The following is a 16,308-nucleotide window of genomic DNA, read 5'->3' as shown; positions in this document are numbered from 1 at the left end:
TGGGATCGGCTTCGGGCTACGCCCTACGCCGATCCCAACACACCGGATTCTCATCTTGATTGTCGCGCTTTCTCATCCAGATCGCCGCGCGACATTCTGGGCCAGCTCCGACAAGCGCCGTCCAGCCACGCTCGTAAAGAGTCGCCCGGTCTGGCGCTCGATCAAGAGCGTTGTCCGGTATTGACGTTGGCCTATCACAAGCAAGGTGCGAGCCCTGCAATAGCATAGTAACTCGCGAGCAGCGGTGTGATGGGCCAAAAGGGCCCCGTCTCGGGAAAGCCGCACGGACTGCGTCGACTTACGGGGCGGACAACCAGCCCGCCGTGCGCGAGGCTCTGTGCCTCAGGGCTTCCCGAGGCACTCATGGTGGGTAAGCTTCACTGCACGACGCTCAGCGTCCCGTTTCTTGCTCCACCCCTCCAACGGAGCCGGCGTAAGATCGAAGCAAGTCTTGCAATCGATCAGTGCGCGATTGCACGGGGGGCCTTGCAAACCAGGCCGCGACTTGATCTCTCGTCGCCCTGACGGAACTTGCCATCGCCGCACAAGAAGCGCGTGCCGTACTTCCGCAGCCAGCCCGAAAAATAAGATACATAAAGCACTGGCCGTGACAGAAAAACTGCCACGGCCTTTGATGTGTTCGTGAAGGCGGGGGCGCCACGAGCGCCCCCCCTCTGCTTGCCGATCAGAACTTGATGGAAGCCTCGGCACCGACGAGGCGCGGATCGCCCGGAATGCCTGAGCTAAAGCCGAGGCTGCTTCCGGTGTCGAGGCCGGCCGCATAATACTTTTTGTTGAGTGCATTTCTGACGAAGAATGCCACTTCAAAGCGCTCCTTCTCAAACGACTTGGAGATACGCCCGTTCAGCAAGCCGTAAGCCTTTTGTCCACGCAAATCGGGCAAGCCGTTCGTCCCGTTGAACAGGCTGTCTGGGAAGAAGTAGATGTCGTCCTGCCACCCCCAGTCGGCCTGGATGTGCAACGGGCCGTTATCCAGCGGGAAATCATAGCCGGCCGACAGTGTGTAGGTCCACTTGGGGGTAAAGGGGAATTTGAGGCCTGAAAGGTCTGCGCCCAAGCCGTTCACGTATCTCGAATACTTGGCATCCGTCATGGCGCCGGTCGCCCGAAGAGTCAGCGCTTGTGTAGGTTTGGCCGTGATTTCTGCTTCCAGGCCGTTGATCCTCGCTGATGCTGCATTCTGGATCACGGTCGAAATGCCGGAGCCGTTGCCCGATGGTACAACCACCGAGCGCTGGATGTCCTTGTATGACGAACGATATCCGGCAAGATTGAGGCGCAGGTGCCTGTCGAGCAGGTCTGCCTTCAAGCCGACTTCATAATCTGTAACATTTTCCGGCTCAAACGGCAGGAAGGTCTGCGGGTCGATCGAACCGCGCAGGTTGAAGCCGCCCGAACGGAAGCCGCGGCTGGTCTTTGCGTACAACAACAGGCCGTCGCGTGGCTGGTAGTCCAGCACCGCGGTGTACGACATGTCGTCCCAACTATCCTTGAACGTACGCTGGCAAACGCCTGGCGTATCAGGGCTTGGCACTTGGCAGGTGATCGGCGTCGACAGTGCGCGGTTGCGAGAGATCAGTGATTTGGTGTCCTTGGTGTAACGCAGACCACCGGTAAAGCTGAGCTTGTCGACAAAGCGCCAGGTGAACTGGCCGAAGCCCGCGATACTCTTGTTAATCACGTCGCCATCGACGACGTTTCTGGGAAGCCCCAAGCTCTTGAGTGCAAAAGTGCGGGTACCGTCGTTGCCGGTCTCGTGTGAATAAAAGCCGCCAATGATCCAGTCGACGCTTTCATCGAGCAACTTGCCGGTCAGTTGGCCTTCCTGCGCGAAAAGCTTTTGCGAGGTAAGGCCGTTGACCTCGAGGAGGTTGTAGCGTGAGCCATCCATGTCCATCAGCGTATCGCGCGTAAGCCGACGATAAGACGTGATCGACTTCAGCTGCGTGCTATCGCCAAGGTCCACGGTGATTGTCCCGGACCCGCCATACGACTTCACGCGCGAGTGGGACGGCGTTACGTTCTGATTCGCATCCCAGAACTTGTCGGTGTTGCCGTCCGCGATGTAGGCAAGACGGGCTCCGGCTAATGTTGTGGCACCACGGTCGGCGAGAATGGCGCCCGCAGCTGCGCGTGAGCCAGGTGCGGCGATGAACAGTTCACGAGCCTTGAACGCCTGGGCCGAGGTGGACGTTTTGTTGTAATCACCCCGCAAGACCACTTCGATGGCGTCGGAGGCATTCCAAAGCAGGGTCCCGCGAATTGAGCCGCCATCAAGGTCACCCCCGATGCCCAACCCGTCTATCCGATTCTTGCCGAACGAGTCTCGCCGATCGTAGCTGCCAACCAGCCGGAGGGCGAGGACGTCGTCACTGATCGGCAAGTTCAGGACAATCGAACCACCTGCCCGACCGTAATAGTCGGTGCGACCGATCAGTTCGCCACCGAAGGTGTAGGTTGGCATCTTTGTTGTGATGCTAAGCGCGCCACCGGTTGTGTTGCGCCCGAACAGCGTTCCCTGCGGCCCTTTAAGCACTTCCACCCGCTCCACGTCCACTAGCGAAGCCAGCTCGGTGCCGACTGTCTTGGCGAAGTTCACGCCGTCGATGTAAATGCCGATTGCCGGGTCTACCGTCAGAAGCGTGTCCGCGACGCTTTGCCCGCGAATGCTGACAGTCAGGCTGTTGCGGTCAGCATTGGTAGGCGCGATGACGAGCGACGGAGTCTGGTACTGCACGTCCTTGACGCTCTGGACCGATTGATTCTTGAGCGCCACCGAATCCAGCGCAGTTACGGCGATCGGCACGTTTTGCAGACTCTCGGCACGCTTGCGTGCTGTTACGACGATGTCGGCAATGCCCTCGTCCGTCGATTGCGCCCGAGCCACGTCCGTCCATAGCGACGAAATCATTGTCGCGCAGGCCAATGCCACTAGCGACGCCCCACTTTGCATCTTGCTCATCAATCTCTCCCTGATTCCCACCTTGCTAACTAGGTTATAATGTTATAATTCTATTACTTGTATAATCAAGATGGCAATGTTTGCCATCTTGGCGGCGGATGCGATGGGGTCGCCAAGGCATTCGTGGCTTGCGAAAGCAATCGCGCTAACCCGCGCTGCTGCACCGTGGCCGCGCAACGCGTAATCAGGAGATGTTTGTGGGTACCAATGAAGCGGCCGCACCGGCGGTGCTGGTAGAGCGCCGGGGCCATGTGATGATTGTTACAATCAATCGGCCCCAGGCCCGAAATGCGATCAACCTTGCGGTTCATATGGGTATCGGAGAAGCGCTCGAGGAAGCACAGGCCGACGCTTCCGTAAGGGCCATCGTTCTGACCGGTTCGGGCGACCAGGCCTTTTGCGCTGGCGCAGACCTCAAGGCTCTGGCCCGCGGCGAGCCGATGCGACCTGAAAACCCAGACCATATCGCCTGGGGTTTTGCAGGTTACGTGAGTCATGCGGTGAGCAAGCCGACGATCGCGGCGGTCAATGGCGTCGCGTTGGGAGGCGGCACCGAACTGACGCTGGCGAGCGATCTGGCTGTTGCGTCCGAGACTGCCACCTTCGGCCTTCCCGAAGTCAAGCGCGGCCTCTGCGCCGGCGCGGGCGGTGCGTTTCGCCTGGCGCAGCAGGTGTCGCCTAAAGTGGCGATGGAAATCCTGCTGACGGGCGATCCGATCACCGCGCATAGGGCGCTCGAACTTGGACTGGTGAATGCCGTGGTGCCCGGCCACGAGTTGCTCTACAAGGCGCTGGAGCTTGCCAATCGCATCGCGATCAACGCACCGCTGTCTGTTCAGGCGTCCAAGCGCATCGCGCTCGGCATCGCGGATGGGCGTATCGCGTCCGACGAACCATTTTGGGCGCTCAGTGCAAAAGAAACCGCAGGGCTGATGCAATCCGACGATACGAAGGAAGGCTCGCGTGCCTTCGTTGAAAAGCGGGCGCCGCACTGGACCGGGCGCTAACAGGCCAGACGATGCGGACGGACCGCACGGCAAAAGCATATGGGTATGGGTATGGGCTCGAGCGTTATCGTACACAATCGAGCTAGCCCAGAAATCCGTTCAGACGTTCGGACGCGTCCAGGAATTCTTCCTTGAAGGTCTGCACTACACTCCCGGCTGACGCGACGCCGCTGATCAGTCCTACGCCTTGTCCGACCCAATAACTAACCAATTCCTTTGCCTGCACGTTCCCGGCAAGAGCCGCCTTGTCGATCTTCGCGAAAGCCGGCTTGGAAATCATGCCCATCATCGGCATCCCAAGCTTGCCGGGACTGTCCGTTCCCTCCCACGCGTTGGTCCATGCGGACTTAAGCTGGCGCGATGGCTTGCCCGTCCGATAGATTGACCGGACCGTATCACGTGACGAAGCGGTGATGATCTTTTCGCGGATTGCCTCGCTCGTTTCCGACTCAGTGGTGGCCGCCAGACTGATCCGGTCCAAGCGCCCGCAGCGCCCATCGCCATGCACGCGGCCATTTGCTCGCCTGTTACGATGCCGCCGGCAGCCAGCACCGGGGGCGAACCATAATCCCGAAGCGCGCGCACGACTTCGGGAATCAGCACTAACGTCGACACTTCGCCGCAATGGCCGCCGGCTTCCGTCCCTTGCGCGACGATGATATCGACCCCTGCCCTGACCTGGCGGATCGCATGTTCCTTTGCCCCGACAAGCGCTGCGACTGGAACACCATGCGCGCGCGCTCTTTCAATCATCGATGATGGTGCAATGCCAAGCGCATTGGCAATAAGCCGAATGGGATGACGGAACGCCACATCCATCAACGACTCACCGATTTCCGGAGCAATCGCGGGCAGTTCGGCAGACACGACATCGTCTTCGGTCGCATCGATACCATGACTACGGAGCAGATCGGCGGCGAACTTCCGATGCTGTATCGGAATGCGCTCTGCCAGCGCTGCACCAGTTACGCCGCGCTGAACATCGATGTTTTCGGGGATCAGTATGTCGATGCCATACGGTTTGACGTCGACGTTCGCGTCAATCCAGCGCAGCTCCTCCTCAAGTGACTCGGGCGTAAAGCTGCTGCCACCCAGAACGCCGAGGCCACCTGCCCGACTAACGGCTGCCACCACATCACGGCAATGGCTGAAGGCGAAGAGTGGGAACTCCGCTCCTGTCATCTCGGCGATCGACCTGATCAATTTCAGTCTCCATTCGTCCGTTATTCAATGCGGTAAATTTCAGCGAAGGTCAAGACAAGCACCAGTCAACGCCGGGGTCGGATCGCGGTCATTAATTGCCGTCACGGCTCACGAGGGAGGGCACCTGGCCAATCTTGTAAGAGTCTGATTCTTAATTATTCGACGTGATTTCATAGCCTTGCGATACGGCGGGCGAAGAGCTGGATCGAAGCGATGAACAGCCAGGCGGTTGCCGAGGCGATGGTCTGCTCGAAGTCCTTGGCGAGGCGGCGGTTGCGGTTCAGCCAGGCGAGTGTTCGCTCGACGACCCAACGGCGCGGGAGAACCACGAAGCCCTTTGCAACATCGGATCGCTTGACGATCTCAATGGTCCATTTGCCGATACGCCGCAGTGCATCCCGAAGCTTGTCGCCAGCATAGCCACCATCGGCAAAGACATGGCGCAGCCAGGGGAAGCGCCGGATGATCTCACGCAGCACCAGCGGCGCTCCGTCGCGGTCCTGAATGTCGGCGGTGTGGATTACGGCGTGGACCAGATTGCCTTCGGTGTCGGTGAGGATGTGGCGTTTGCGGCCCTTGATCTTCTTGCCCGCGTCATAGCCGCGAGGGCCGCCGCTTTCCGTGGTTTTCGCGCTCTGGCTATCGATCACGCCGGCGCTGGGCGATGCTTCGCGACCAGCCGCTTCACGAGCCGACAGCAGCAGGGCATGATTGAGCGAGAGCCATAGTTTGTTGTCGCGCCACAGGTAAAACCAGCGCCGCACCGTCGAGACCGGCGGAAAGCAGGGCGGCAGCATCCGCCACGGCAGCCCACCGCGCAGCAGATATAGGATCGCCTCGACAATCCGCCGCAGCGGCCATTTGCGCGGCCGGCCCACGTGGGAGGGTGGAGGAAAGAGCGGCTCAAGCACCGACCATTCCGCATCGGTCAAATCACTTGGCAAAGCCAGTCCAGCACGAGCATATTGCGCCCGAGTGGTGTCGGTCCACATCGTTGATTTCCCTCGGTCCGTTGCAAAACCGCTGAATCAACGACTTGGGCAAGCGTCAAGCTAACCCGCTGATACCACTCAACTTAATTTCGGATCGGGCTCTAAGCAAGACCGATATCACTTCGGCTTTCTGGGCGGAAAAAGGCTATCACTCAAAGGCGCCGCGCCTCTCTTGAGCCAAGGCCCCGCCTCTGGTAGTCCGCCTGCGTGAATAACAGTTCGAAGCAGCTAACCCCCGAGCACAAGCGTTCACGCGGTCGACCGCGCGATCCGGGACTCGAAGAGCGCGTGTTCGATGTCGCGCTCGACATCTATGGACAGGGGGGGTGGAACGGCTTTTCCTTCGATGCCCTTGCCAAAAGCGCATCGGTCGGCAAGGCTGCATTGTACAGCCGCTGGGCCAGCCGGGGAGATCTGCTGCGCGAAGCTCTGGCGGCGCGGTGGATCAGTGTTGATAACATTGACAATGGCAGCTTGCGTGAAGACCTGCGCCAGCTCGCCCACAGCTACATGCAGACTTTGACCGGGCCTCACGGCAGCATCGGTCTCATGCTGCAGGCGGACCGCCAGTATGAGGATGTGCGCATTGCGCTCGAACCCTATCGCGAGCGGATTATGCGAGAGGCACGTTTGCTCGTTCGTCGGGCCATGACACGCGGCGAAATACCGACGGATGTGTCACCGGCGCTGATCCTCGATGTCTTGATCGGCGCAGTGAGCAATCGCGTATCGGCCACACCGCCGCAGATGCGTGCGCGGTTGGCAGAAACGGCTGACCGTTTCATCGACGATCTCGTCACGATCCTTTTGCGTGGCGTGTCGAGCCCGCAAGGCGTCGACGCGCCGGGGGACTGACAGACTCTGTGGCCACGCACCATCCCGTCCGGGTCGGTGACGTCACACCATCCCCGACAGAATAGCTATGGCTCACCCGCCCTTGAAGCCAATCGTCTTCATGTTGGTGAACTCGTTCAGTCCCTCGACGCCGTATTCGCGACCATAGCCGGAACGCTTGATTCCGCCGAACGGCGCGTGGCTCGACATTCTCCCAGCCCCACCGTTTATCAGTACGCCGCCCGTACGCAGTTCGAGCGCCATCTCATAAGCCCGGCCAACATTGCGCGAGAAGATCCCGCCGCTCAGGCCAAACTCGCTATCGTTGGCGATGGCGATTGCTTCCTCATCGGTGTCATAGCCGATGACCACGCCAATCGGTCCGAACACTTCCTCCTGCGCGATGCGAAAGCCGTTCTGCACATCATCGAACAAGGTCGGTTCATAATAGAAACCGCGCTCCAGACCTGCCGGGCGTTTTCCGCCGGTGATGAGTTTGGCCCCCTCGCCCAGTGCGATGTCCACATAACGAGACGTGCGCTCGCGCGCTGCTTCGCGGATCAGCGGGCCGTAGGTGACGCTGGGATCGACCGGGTTGCCGATCTTGAGCGACTCCATGCGCTGGCGCACCAGTTCCACGTATTGGCGCCGCACCGAATTGTGGACGATGTGGCGCGTCAGCAGCGCGCAGCCTTGTCCGCAATGCGCTGTGATATTGATCATCCCGGTGTTTGCGGCCGCCTCAAGGTCTGCATCTTCGCGGACAATAAGGGCAGACTTGCCACCAAGTTCGAGCAGCAGGCGCTTGAGCGTGGGTGCCGACTGCGCCTGAATGGCCGCACCGACCGCGTCCGATCCGGTAAAGCTCACCAGGTCGATGCGCTTGTCCGTGGTCAACGCCTCGCCGACGTCCTTGCCGCCGGTCACGATGTTGAGAACACCTTTGGGCAATCCTGCCTCATCGGCGATTTCGCCAAGGATCAGTGCTTCGAACGGCGTGAACGGCGAAGGCTTGAGTATTACAGTGTTGCCTACGGCAAGGGCGGGGATGGCTTTGCCGACATTGAGAAAAAACGGGTAATTGTAGGGCGTGATCGCCGATACCACGCCGACCGGGTCGCGAACCAGTACGCCGCCACCGAGCGTAATACCGCCTTGGGCATTTGGTGTGGTCTCGATGGGCAGTGGTGTGATCGCCGGGCGCGACGCGTATTCGATCATCGCCTGGCCGTGCTGCATGGGGATGGCATATTGCATGAAGCGGGCCATCCCTTGGGTCGCGCCGGCTTCTGCCACGATCAATGCGATGATCTCTTCCCGGCGCCGTTCGATGGCATCGAGGAATACCGTCAGCTTGGCTTGGCGCTCTTGCGCAGACAACTTGCGCCAGGGTCCGTTGTCGAAGGCATCGCGCGCTGCGCCGATCGCCGCATCGGCGTGTTCGCTCCCGCCCACCGGCGCCTCGGCAAGGACCGACTCATCGGCCGGGTTCACCACGACTTCCTGCTGATCCGCCGGCACCCACTCGCCGCCGATATAGAGGGAATTCTTCTGCTTTAGGATGCTCACACCAACTCTCCTGCAGGCTGCTTACGATGGCCTATTGACCAGACCTTTACCTTATAACAAGTTTACCTATCAAAATTTCCCACGTGCGGGAAGGCCGGAATTGATTCGAAGAGAGTCCAGCGCCGCACGCAAAGGCTGGCCCTCCTCGATTGACAAGTATACTATCTACTGCCACCCACCTTGGCTGATCGGTCAAAAACCGGGTGCGCGACGAACTGGCCATTAGCAAGAGAGGGTGACAATGAATTTCGGCATCAAAGGCAAGGTTGCGGTTTCGGGCGGTGGCAGCAAGGGCATGGGCCGTGCAGTTTCCGAAGATCTCGCGCGCGAAGGATGCCGCGTGATTGTGGCGGCCCGCGGCCAGCAAGCGGTGGACGAAGTGGTTGCCAAGATTCGCGACGAAGGTGGCGAGGCGACCGGCGTATACGCCGACATGTCGACAAAAGAGGGCATCCTGAAAGTTCAGGCCGAGGCGCGGACAGTCTATGGCGATCCCGAGATCGTGGTCGGAAATGTCTACGGGCCGACCCACGGCCGGTGGGACGATACCCAGGACGGACACTTCCTCGATGCCTACGAATCCATCGTCATGAGCCAGGTCCATCTTCTGCGCACCTTTACCCCCGCCATGCGGGAGCGTCGCTGGGGGCGTATTGTCCTGATCAACTCGATCGCCGCGAAACAGCCGCACAAGGAGCTCCCGCTGGTCACCGCCAACGTAAGCCGCGTTGCTGCAGTTTCTCTCAACAAGAGCGTTTCCGACGAGATCGCCAAATACGGCATCACCATAAACACTATCGGCACCGGCGGCTTCGCTACAGACCGCTACTTCGAGCACATGAAGCGCATGACGCTCGAAAACGGTCTGAATTGGGATGAGCGAGAGGCCGAACGCCGTGACGAAATTCCGGTTGGCAGGCTCGGCCGTTCCGAGGAGATGTCGGCGGTTATCGCGTTTCTGTGCTCGGAACGTGCCAGCTACGTGACCGGTCAGTTCATCATCGTCGATGGCGGCGCCGTTCAGGCTCTCTACTGACCGCCTTTTCTCCGTTTACTGGCAAGCACGACAGGTTCAAAGAAAATGACGGTCAAAAACCTCAAAGTCGGCGTGGTCGGGGCAAGCATGGACGGCGGCTGGGCGCGCTATGCACATATGCCCGCTCTGGCGGCCATACCGGAAATCGACGTTGTCGGCATCGCAACGAGCCGCACCGAGAGCGCACTGCGGTCAGCAGCTGCGTTCAATGTCCGCAACGGTTATGGCAGCATTGCCGAACTTCTGGCTTCGGATGTTGATCTGGTCGCCGTCAGCGTCCGGGCCCCCCTGCACGAGCAGGCCGCCATGGAGGTGGTCGAGGCAGGCAAGCATCTCTTCGTCGAATGGCCCATGGGCGCAAATTTCGCTCAGTCGCAAAGGCTGGTCGAGCGCGCACGCACCCGTGGCGTTCGCGGGTACGTCGGCTTGCAGGGACGGGCATCACCCGCTGTGCAGCACGCTGCGGCGCTGCTGGCCGATGGCTATCTCGGCCGGCTCTATTCGGTATCGCTGTTCGGCGCGTTCAATTTCTGGAACGACCCGGTCGCGACCGCATACAGCGCAGATGCAAGCTGCGGCGCCAACATCCTGACGATTCCTGCCGGTCACGGCCTCGACCAGATGCGCATGCTTGTAGGCGAGGTCGCATCGGTGAACGCACGGGTCAGTTGCCTGCGCGAAAGCGTAATGGCCGCCGATGTCGGAAAGATGGTCCCCATGACTGCGCCGGATCAGGTCGCCGCCATAGGCACGCTACAATCCGGAGCGGTATTCTCAGCCCACTTCGCCGGAACGGCGCCGACGGGCAATACGTTCCGGATGATGCTGGTTGGCGACCGTGGCGAACTGTTGATAGAGGGCAACGGCATGCCCGAAATCGCCGCGCTCAGCCTGGCTGGAACCCGCGAGAAGGGCACCGCGCTTCAACCGATCACAGTGCCAGAGCCCGCCTTGTCCGGCCTGGCGCCGGGACCGTCCTATAACACCACTCTGCTCTGGCACGAGATTGCGCGGGACCTGCGCGAGGGTACGTCAAACGCTCCTACCCTTGAGTCGGCCTGCGAGACGCGGCGGCTGCTCGACGCGATGGAGCGGAGCGCTGCACAACAGGGCGCGACGATTACCCTGTAGCATACGTCAGGAGCCGGAAGCGCGGACACTGAGAGCGCCGCGCTTCCGACTTTCGTTTCAGCGCAATACGTAAGGCGTCTTGCCCTTGCCCATCAGCGCCCAGCGATCAACCTGGGGAACACTGACAGGGTTGCCGACCTGACAGTACTTGAGACCCGTCGCCAGAGCGACCGAACGCGGCAGGTCGAGTGACTCCCAGATTGCCCGCGTGGAACCTTGGATGGCTGCAGGGGGCTTTGCGGCGATCTTAGTAGCGAGTTGCTGCGCCCGATCCCACAACTCTTCGAGCGGCACGACCTCGGTCACCAGGCCAAGACGCAGAGCCGTGTAGGCGGTGATCCGCTCGTCGTTGCCGAGCAGTGTCATGCGCAATACGTCGCCCAGCGGCATGCGGTAAGTCGCGTGGATCGGCTCGAGCGCTGCGGTGAGGCCGTATGTCACGTGCGGATCAAAGAACGTCGCGTCCTCCGAACAGATCACGATGTCGCTCTCACCCACCCAATAGAACGCGCCGCCGGCACACATGCCATGAACGGCAGTCACGACAGGCTTCCAGCACTTCATCGCCTTGGGACCAAGCTTTTCGCCCGGGTCGGCATCGGTCCAGACGTTCCCATGGAACAGCGATCCACCCGGCTCCTCGGTTGCCTTGACATCGGCTCCGGTCGAAAAGGCACGGCCTTGTGCGGCACGGAGCACGACGACGTGCACGTCATCGGTTTCCGCAACCCAGCGCCACAGGTAGGCGAACTCCTCGAGCATCTGCTTGTTGAAGGAGTTCATCGCTTCCGGGCGATTGATCGTAACGGTCGCCACATGGTTGTCTAAGTCAACCAGGATAGTCGTATAGTCCATGTCGAACCTCGTTTTTTCGCTATGTCGGTTCGGGATAGTTGGTCGCGGCCCACCACGCAAGGCCGCGCAAAGGGAAAAGTTGAATGTTCAGAGTGCGCGCTTCATGACCTTTCCATATAACATGTTTATCTATGATGAGTGTCGGCGGTTGCAAAGCTTGGTGCTGCTGCTAACTACGCTGCCAAATTCAAAGCGAAGGAACCGTCATGAGCAGTGTCGCCACGTTCGAGGTCGAAGGCAGCATCGGAATCATCACCGTCGATTCTCCTCCGGTGAACGCCCTGGGAATCAACGTCCGGCGCGCTCTCGACGAAGGGTTCAAGCGCTTTTCCAGTGATGCCGCTGTGGAAGCTGTCGTTCTTGTCTGCGATGGTCGGACCTTCTTCGCCGGTGCGGACATTTCGGAATTCGACAAGCCGCAGGAAGGCCCCGACCTTCAGGCCGTGTTCGACCTGATCGAAGGCGGAAGCAAGCCGGTCGTTGCTGCCATCCACGGCACGGCGCTGGGCGGCGGATATGAACTGGCACTGATCTGCCACTATCGCATCGCTGTGCCCTCGGCAAAGGTCGGTCTTCCCGAAGTCAATCTGGGCCTGCTCCCCGGCGCCGGCGGCACCCAGCGTCTTCCACGTATCGTTGGCGTGCCTGCTGCACTGGACATCATTACAGGCGGCAAGCCGATCGCGGCAAATGCGGCGCTCGAACTGGGAATGATCGACGCGCTCGCCGCCGAAGGGAAGCTGCGCGAAGACGCGATTGCCTTTGCCCGCCAGATCGTCGCCGAGAACCGTCCCCTGCTCCGGGTGCGCGATCGTAATGAAAAGCTGGAAGCCGCCAAGGGCGACCCGGACCTGTTCGACGCGTACCTCGCCAAAAACGCCCGTGCCTTCAAAGGCTTCAAGGCACCGGGCAACATTGTCCGCGCCGTCCAGGCTGCGGTAGAGACCGCTCCGGATTTCGACGCCGGCATGGCACGTGAAACCGAGCTGTTCATCGAACTGCGCGATTCGGCCGAGTCGGCGGCACAGCGTTACTACTTCTTTGCTGAACGCGAGACCGCCAAGATCCCGGGAATTGCCAAGGACACGCCGCTGTTGCCGGTAAAGTCGGTGGGCGTGGTTGGTGCAGGCACCATGGGCGGCGGCATCGCAATGAACTTCCTCAATATCGGGGTTCCAGTGAGCTTGGTCGAGATGAGCCAGGAAGCGCTCGATCGCGGCATTGGCGTGATCCGCAAGACTTATGAGGCGGCCGCGGCCAAGGGACGGATGAGTCCGGACCAGGTCGAGAAGCGTCTTGGCCTCATCACCCCATGCATCGGCCTCGAAACGCTTGGCGAAGTTGACCTCATTGTCGAAGCCGTGTTCGAACAGATGAGCGTGAAGCAGGACATCTTCGCAAAGCTTGGCGCCATTGCCCGTCCCGGAGCCATCCTGGCGACCAACACCAGCTTCCTCGATGTGAACAAGATAGCCGAAGCCTCCGGTCGGCCCGAACACGTTGTCGGCTTGCACTTCTTCGCTCCGGCCAACGTAATGCGGTTGCTGGAAGTGGTGCGCGGAACCCGCACGGACCTGTCGGTCATCGCAACTGCCATGAAGCTCGCCAAACAGATCGGCAAGGTGCCTGTGCTGTCCGGCGTCTGCGATGGCTTCATCGCCAATCGCGCGATGCGTGCACGCGGGGATCAGGCCGATCAGCTGGTGCTCGAGGGGACGCCTCTTGAGGCAGTCGACCAGGCTGCGTGCGGTTACGGCTTTGCCATGGGCCCCTTCCAGATGATGGATCTTGTTGGGTTGGACGTTATCGGACGCGACTCGACCGAGCAAACGGTGATGAGCGAGCTCGTTGCGCGCGATCGCTTGGGCCTGAAAAGAAATGGCGGGTACTACGACTACGATGACAAACGACAGGGTTCGCCTTCGCCCGTTGCGCGGGAGGTGATTGCCGGCCTGGCAGAGGCCCGAGGCGTTCCACAAATACCGACCGAGGGAAGCGAGGAAATACTCGCACGGTTGCTTTACCCGGTTGTAAACGAGGGCGCACGCATCCTTGAAGAGGGCATTGCGGTCCGCGCCTCCGACATCGACGTTGCGCTGATCACGGGCTACAACTGGCCGGTCTACACCGGCGGACCGATGTTCTGGGCAGACACGATCGGCTTGCCAAAGATCGTCGCGAAATTGAAAGAGTATGAGGGCCGTTTTGGCGAAAGCTTCAAGCCGGCGGCCTTGCTTGAAAAGCTTGCGGCTGAGGGCGGTTCGTTCACGCGCTGAAGGCGGCATGTAAACTGCTGTCAGGCCAGGTCGCGACCGATGCCTGCTAGAAAAAGGGCGCGGGACTTGAAAGTTCCGCGCCCCAATTGGTTATTGCAGGCCGTCAACTTGTCGCCCTGCGACTGTCGAGCCTCAGCGTGCCCCCGCGCGCCGTGCCTGTTCCCAGGCGAGGGCAAAGAGTTCGGGCAGCACCGCCACGCGCTCTTGCGCTTGACCACTTGACGCAGTTCCCCGCAGCACGCGTCCCTTGATCCCGTGGAAGATCGCCGCGAGCCGGAAGAAGTTGAACGCCACGTAATAGTCATAGCCCGGCATGTCCTCGCGCCCCGTCTGGCGGCAATAGGCGGCAAGATATTGCTCCTCCGAAGGTATGCCAAGCGCGGCGACATCCACACCGCCCAGCCCTGCGACGATGTACGGGGGCATACGGTACATCATGGCATTGTAAGCAAAATCTGCACCCGGATGGCCAAGGGTTGAGAGCTCCCAGTCGAGCACGGCAAGGACGCGCGGCTCGGTTGGATGAAAGATCATGTTATCGATGCGAAAGTCGCCATGGGTAATGCTCGTGGCGTCGTCGTTTGCCGGAATGTTCGCCGATAGCCATGCGATCAGCCGATCCATGTCGGGATTGCGCCCGGCGAGGTCGTCTTCAAGGTACTGCCGCGACCATCGTCCAATCTGCCGCTGAAAATAGTCTCCCGGCCGCCCATAGTCGGCCAGTCCGACCGCCTTGTAATCGACCATGTGGAGTTGGCCCATTGTGGCATTCATCGCACTGAAGATCGCGGCGCGCTCGGCATTCGACACTCCGGGAACGGTCGCATCCCAGAAAATACGCCCCTCGACCAGATCCATGACGTAAAACCACGTCCCGATGACACTCTCATCGGTGCACAGGCCATGAACGTGCGCTACAGGAAAATTCGCCTGCTCGAGCCCGGCAAGCACCCTTGCCTCACGGTCGACAGCGTGCGCCCCCTTGAGCAGTATGCCTGGAGGTTTGCGCCGCAGCACATAGCTCTTGTCGGGCGTGGCCAGCTTGTAGGTCGGGTTGGATTGCCCTCCCTTGAACTGTTCAACCACAAGCGGCCCGGAATACCCGGGCACGTTGGCGCTCAGCCAGCCAGCGAGGGCTTGTTCGTCGAACGCAAAGCCCTCGCGGACCGGCACAGTCCCGAGGTTGGCGTCGCCCACGGTGCTCATGCGGCAGTCGCCTGGCCGAAGTCGCGCTTGATCTTCTTGGCCAGGCTCCACTTGTGGACCTCGGTTGGGCCGTCGTAGATCCGGAAAGCGCGGACTTCACGAAAGATCTGCTCGACCACTGTGTCACCCGAAACGCCGGTGCCGCCCATGACTTGCACGCACTTGTCGGCGATGCGCATCAGCGCCTCGCTTACAGCAACCTTGGCCATTGAGCTTTCCGCTGTAGCCAGAGATCCGGTATCAAGTACGCTGGCACACCAATCGATCATCAGCTGGCACTGGCGAATGTCGATCAGATTTTCGGCCAGCATAAAGCCGACCCCCTCGTGATCGACCAGCGGCTTGCCAAAGGCATGGCGCTGACAGGCATAGGCCGTAGCGATTTCCTGCGCGCGAATTACTCCGCCAAGCCAGCGCATACAGTGTGACAGCCGCGCAGGCGAGAGGCGCACCTGAGCATACTTGAACCCTTCGCCGCTGGCACCCAGCATCTGGTCGGCGGGCACGCGCAGATTGTCCAACATTACAACCGAGTGGCCGCCGGGCATCGAACTGTCGATAGTGTCCAGCACGCGCTCGATCCGGATTGCCGGATCGGGCAGCTCGACCAGGAACATGCAGGCTCCATCATCGGACTTGGCCATCACGATGCCTACCTTGGCGCCCTGCGCCCCGGTTATAAATGCCTTGCGACCATTGATGACCCAGTGGTTGCCGTCCTGACGGCAGGAGGTGAGCATCATTGACGGATCGGAGCCTGCCCCGCCTTCGCTTGCGGGTTCAGTCATGAAAAAAGCCGATCGTGCGACACCGGTGACCAACGGCGTCAGGAAACGCTCCTTTTGTTCGGGGGTACCGACCTTGCCTAACAGGTACATGTTTCCCTCGTCAGGCGCAGCGGTATTGCAAGCGACAGGTCCTAGTGGCGACAGACCTGAGCGAATCAGGACGACGGCAGTCTCACGCTGAGAAAGATGACTACCGTCAGGCAAGATATGCGGACTCAGGACACCAGCGGCGTGTGCTTTCGCACGCAACTCTTCGACCAGATCATCTGCAGGCCCGTGAAAACCACATCGTGGGTCGCGTTCATAAGGAACGACGACATTTCTCACGAAGGCCTCGACCTTGTCCGCAATCACTTGTGCTCGTGCACTTGGCATGTTTCTACTCCCGCAACCTAGGCCGAATAGACACGCGGGTTCATCCACCATAT

Annotated in this window: 14 protein-coding genes; 6 read left to right on the top strand and 8 right to left on the bottom strand. The window is 60.5% G+C overall.

Annotation, left to right across the window (positions count from 1 at the left end; all coding sequences use genetic code 11):
• The coding region (locus GGQ88_RS21125) for a hypothetical protein (RefSeq protein ID WP_221214789.1) at positions 1–184 on the top strand (184 nt) is incomplete at its 5' end.
• A 501-nt stretch (positions 185–685) separates the two neighbouring features.
• Here the strand turns inward: GGQ88_RS21125 and GGQ88_RS19415 are convergent.
• Positions 686–2,983, bottom strand: coding sequence for a TonB-dependent receptor (locus GGQ88_RS19415; protein WP_183615120.1), 2,298 nt, complete (start codon positions 2,981–2,983; stop codon positions 686–688).
• Positions 2,984–3,180: 197 nt separating this feature from the next.
• Here GGQ88_RS19415 and GGQ88_RS19410 point away from each other — a divergent pair, with 197 nt between their 5' ends.
• Complete coding sequence (locus tag GGQ88_RS19410) at positions 3,181–3,990, top strand: enoyl-CoA hydratase-related protein (RefSeq protein ID WP_343057295.1); 810 nt, start codon at positions 3,181–3,183, stop codon at positions 3,988–3,990.
• Positions 3,991–4,072: 82 nt separating this feature from the next.
• Here GGQ88_RS19410 and GGQ88_RS21460 read toward each other — a convergent pair whose 3' ends face one another.
• The 3 genes from GGQ88_RS21460 to GGQ88_RS19400 all read right to left on the bottom strand — a co-directional run bounded on the left by GGQ88_RS21460 (position 4,073) and on the right by GGQ88_RS19400 (position 6,185).
• Positions 4,073–4,279: a hypothetical protein gene (locus GGQ88_RS21460; RefSeq protein WP_246386374.1), complete on the bottom strand. Its 207-nt coding sequence runs from the start codon at positions 4,277–4,279 to the stop codon at positions 4,073–4,075.
• Positions 4,276–5,193: a nitronate monooxygenase gene (locus tag GGQ88_RS19405; RefSeq protein ID WP_246386372.1), complete on the bottom strand. Its 918-nt coding sequence runs from the start codon at positions 5,191–5,193 to the stop codon at positions 4,276–4,278. Before GGQ88_RS19405 ends, GGQ88_RS21460 begins: the two co-directional genes overlap by 4 nt.
• A gap of 170 nt (positions 5,194–5,363) precedes the next feature.
• Positions 5,364–6,185: an IS5 family transposase gene (locus GGQ88_RS19400; RefSeq protein WP_183615118.1), complete on the bottom strand. Its 822-nt coding sequence runs from the start codon at positions 6,183–6,185 to the stop codon at positions 5,364–5,366.
• Positions 6,186–6,392: 207 nt separating this feature from the next.
• Between GGQ88_RS19400 and GGQ88_RS21450 the strand changes: the two genes are divergently transcribed.
• Positions 6,393–7,040: a TetR/AcrR family transcriptional regulator C-terminal ligand-binding domain-containing protein gene (locus tag GGQ88_RS21450; protein WP_183615117.1), complete on the top strand. Its 648-nt coding sequence runs from the start codon at positions 6,393–6,395 to the stop codon at positions 7,038–7,040.
• A gap of 72 nt (positions 7,041–7,112) precedes the next feature.
• Here GGQ88_RS21450 and GGQ88_RS19390 read toward each other — a convergent pair whose 3' ends face one another.
• Positions 7,113–8,588: an aldehyde dehydrogenase family protein gene (locus tag GGQ88_RS19390; RefSeq protein WP_183615116.1), complete on the bottom strand. Its 1,476-nt coding sequence runs from the start codon at positions 8,586–8,588 to the stop codon at positions 7,113–7,115.
• A 241-nt stretch (positions 8,589–8,829) separates the two neighbouring features.
• Here GGQ88_RS19390 and GGQ88_RS19385 point away from each other — a divergent pair, with 241 nt between their 5' ends.
• Both GGQ88_RS19385 and GGQ88_RS19380 read left to right on the top strand, forming a co-directional pair.
• On the top strand, positions 8,830–9,624 hold the full coding sequence (locus GGQ88_RS19385) for an SDR family oxidoreductase (RefSeq protein WP_183615115.1): 795 nt from the start codon (positions 8,830–8,832) through the stop codon (positions 9,622–9,624).
• A 45-nt stretch (positions 9,625–9,669) separates the two neighbouring features.
• On the top strand, positions 9,670–10,755 hold the full coding sequence (locus GGQ88_RS19380) for a Gfo/Idh/MocA family protein (RefSeq protein ID WP_183615114.1): 1,086 nt from the start codon (positions 9,670–9,672) through the stop codon (positions 10,753–10,755).
• Positions 10,756–10,812: 57 nt separating this feature from the next.
• Here the strand turns inward: GGQ88_RS19380 and GGQ88_RS19375 are convergent, their stop codons facing one another.
• Positions 10,813–11,610: an enoyl-CoA hydratase/isomerase family protein gene (locus GGQ88_RS19375; RefSeq protein WP_183615113.1), complete on the bottom strand. Its 798-nt coding sequence runs from the start codon at positions 11,608–11,610 to the stop codon at positions 10,813–10,815.
• Positions 11,611–11,816: 206 nt separating this feature from the next.
• Between GGQ88_RS19375 and GGQ88_RS19370 the strand changes: the two genes are divergently transcribed.
• A complete protein-coding gene (locus GGQ88_RS19370) occupies positions 11,817–13,886 on the top strand; it encodes a 3-hydroxyacyl-CoA dehydrogenase NAD-binding domain-containing protein (protein WP_183615112.1) in 2,070 nt (689 codons plus the stop codon).
• Between the two features lie 132 nt (positions 13,887–14,018).
• On the opposite strand, the gene GGQ88_RS19365 is transcribed toward GGQ88_RS19370, so the two are convergent.
• Both GGQ88_RS19365 and GGQ88_RS19360 read right to left on the bottom strand, forming a co-directional pair.
• Positions 14,019–15,092 (bottom strand): phosphotransferase, encoded by a 1,074-nt coding sequence (locus tag GGQ88_RS19365; RefSeq protein WP_183615111.1) that lies wholly within the window; start codon positions 15,090–15,092, stop codon positions 14,019–14,021.
• On the bottom strand, positions 15,089–16,255 hold the full coding sequence (locus tag GGQ88_RS19360) for an acyl-CoA dehydrogenase family protein (protein WP_183615110.1): 1,167 nt from the start codon (positions 16,253–16,255) through the stop codon (positions 15,089–15,091). Before GGQ88_RS19360 ends, GGQ88_RS19365 begins: the two co-directional genes overlap by 4 nt.
• Positions 16,256–16,308: the final 53 nt, after the last annotated feature.

Origin of the sequence: Novosphingobium hassiacum (assembly GCF_014196055.1) — a bacterium.
Classification (GTDB): Bacteria; Pseudomonadota; Alphaproteobacteria; order Sphingomonadales; family Sphingomonadaceae; genus Novosphingobium; species Novosphingobium hassiacum.
Note: the sequence above shows the minus strand (reverse complement) of the source record. Positions and strands in the feature narration are given on the sequence as shown.

Bases quoted from the DNA above. Each gene is read 5' to 3' on its own strand.
- GGQ88_RS19415 (WP_183615120.1), bottom strand. From the start codon at position 2,983: ATGAGCAAGATGCAAAGTGGGGCGTCGCTAGTGGCATTGGCCTGCGCG.
- GGQ88_RS21460 (WP_246386374.1), bottom strand. From the start codon at position 4,279: ATGATGGGCATGATTTCCAAGCCGGCTTTCGCGAAGATCGACAAGGCG.
- GGQ88_RS19400 (WP_183615118.1), bottom strand. From the start codon at position 6,185: ATGTGGACCGACACCACTCGGGCGCAATATGCTCGTGCTGGACTGGCT.
- GGQ88_RS19385 (WP_183615115.1), top strand. From the start codon at position 8,830: ATGAATTTCGGCATCAAAGGCAAGGTTGCGGTTTCGGGCGGTGGCAGC.
- GGQ88_RS19380 (WP_183615114.1), top strand. From the start codon at position 9,670: ATGACGGTCAAAAACCTCAAAGTCGGCGTGGTCGGGGCAAGCATGGAC.
- GGQ88_RS19375 (WP_183615113.1), bottom strand. From the start codon at position 11,610: ATGGACTATACGACTATCCTGGTTGACTTAGACAACCATGTGGCGACC.
- GGQ88_RS19370 (WP_183615112.1), top strand. From the start codon at position 11,817: ATGAGCAGTGTCGCCACGTTCGAGGTCGAAGGCAGCATCGGAATCATC.
- GGQ88_RS19365 (WP_183615111.1), bottom strand. From the start codon at position 15,092: ATGAGCACCGTGGGCGACGCCAACCTCGGGACTGTGCCGGTCCGCGAG.
- GGQ88_RS19360 (WP_183615110.1), bottom strand. From the start codon at position 16,255: ATGCCAAGTGCACGAGCACAAGTGATTGCGGACAAGGTCGAGGCCTTC.